Origin of the sequence: Micromonospora echinofusca, assembly GCF_017614955.1 — a bacterium.
Lineage (GTDB): Bacteria > Actinomycetota > Actinomycetes > Mycobacteriales > Micromonosporaceae > Micromonospora > Micromonospora echinofusca_A.
Window position 1 is genome coordinate 1 of sequence record NZ_WVUH01000637.1, and the last position, 1,413, is coordinate 1,413.

1 protein-coding gene is annotated in these 1,413 nt (G+C 67.1%); it reads right to left on the reverse strand.

From position 1 onward, the window contains the following. Positions 1-55: 55 nt before the first annotated feature. Positions 56-1,297, reverse strand: a complete 1,242-nt coding sequence (locus GSF22_RS33520) for an IS256 family transposase (RefSeq protein ID WP_208817907.1) — start codon at positions 1,295-1,297, stop codon at positions 56-58. Between the last annotated feature and the right edge of the window lie 116 nt (positions 1,298-1,413).

The following is a 1,413-nucleotide window of genomic DNA, read 5'->3' on the forward strand; positions in this document are numbered from 1 at the left end:
GGTCACGTCCGTGCTGATGGTGTAAGAGACGGCCATCGCGGGATCCGGTCTGATGTTATGCGGCGATCGGGGCGGGGTCGGTCTGGTCGGTGTCGTGTTGATCGTTGATGACGACCATGCGGGCTTTGGCGAGGAGTTCCAGGCCCATGTAGCGGCGTCCTTCGGTCCACTCGTCGGTTTGCTCGGCCAGGACCGCGCCGACGAGGCGGATGATCGACGGCCGGTTGGGGAAGATCCCGACGACGTCGGTGCGGCGGCGGATCTCCTTGTTCAACCGCTCCTGCGGATTATTCGACCAGATCTGGCGCCAGATCTCACGCGGGAAACCGGTGAACGCGAGCAAGTCGTCGCGGGCGGTGTCGAGGTGCTCGGCGGCGGCCGGGAACTTCGCCTCGATCGTGGCCACGACCCGCGTGTACTGGGCTCGGACGGCGTCGGCGTCAGGCTGGTCGAAGATCGTGCGGACGAGGGTGGCGATCCACGGCTGCGCCGACTTGGGCACCTTGGTCAGCAGGTTGCGCAGGTAGTGGGTCCGGCAGCGCTGCCACGAGGCTCCGGGCAGGGCCGCGCCGATCGCGGACACCAGGCCGGCGTGGGCGTCGGAGATGACCAGACGCACACCGGTCAAACCGCGGGCGGTCAGCGACCGCAGGAACGCCAGCCAGCCGGCGCCGTCCTCGTCCGAGGCGACGTCGAGGCCGAGGACTTCGCGCTGACCGTCGGCGTTGACGCCGACAGCGATCAGCGCGTGGACGTTGACGGTGCGGCCTGCTTCGCGGACCTTCATCGTCAGCGCGTCGGTCCACACGAACGTGTAATGGCCCGAGTCGAGGGGGCGGTTGCGGAACGCCTCGACCTGGGTGTCCAGGTGGGCGGCCATTTCCGAGACCTGCGACTTGGACAGCTGCCGGATCCCGAGCTGCTCGACCAGCTTCTCCACCCGTCGGGTCGACACCCCAAGCAGATACGACGTCGCGACCACCGACACGAGTGCCTGTTCGGCCCGCCGACGATGGGTCAGCAACCAGTCCGGGAAGTAGCTGCCCTGGCGCAGCTTCGGGATCGCCAGGTCGATCGTCCCGGCCCTGGTGTCCCACTCCCGAGGCCGGTATCCGTTACGCGAGTTGACCCGCTCGTCACTGCGCTGCCCATACCCGGCACCGCAGATCGCGTCCGCCTCGGCGGACATCACCGCCTGCGCGAACGTCTTGATCATCGCCTGCAACATGTCCGGCGACGCGCCCGCGATCTGCTCGCACAGCAGGTCAACAGGGTTCACACTCTCAGATACGGCCATCGCGCATCACTCTCCTTCACTCGGACTTAGCCGTCTCGAAGGATCGCGCGGTGGCCGTCTCTCATCTACGCAACACGCCCATCACGGGCAAGTCGTACACCACTTCCCTGGACGCA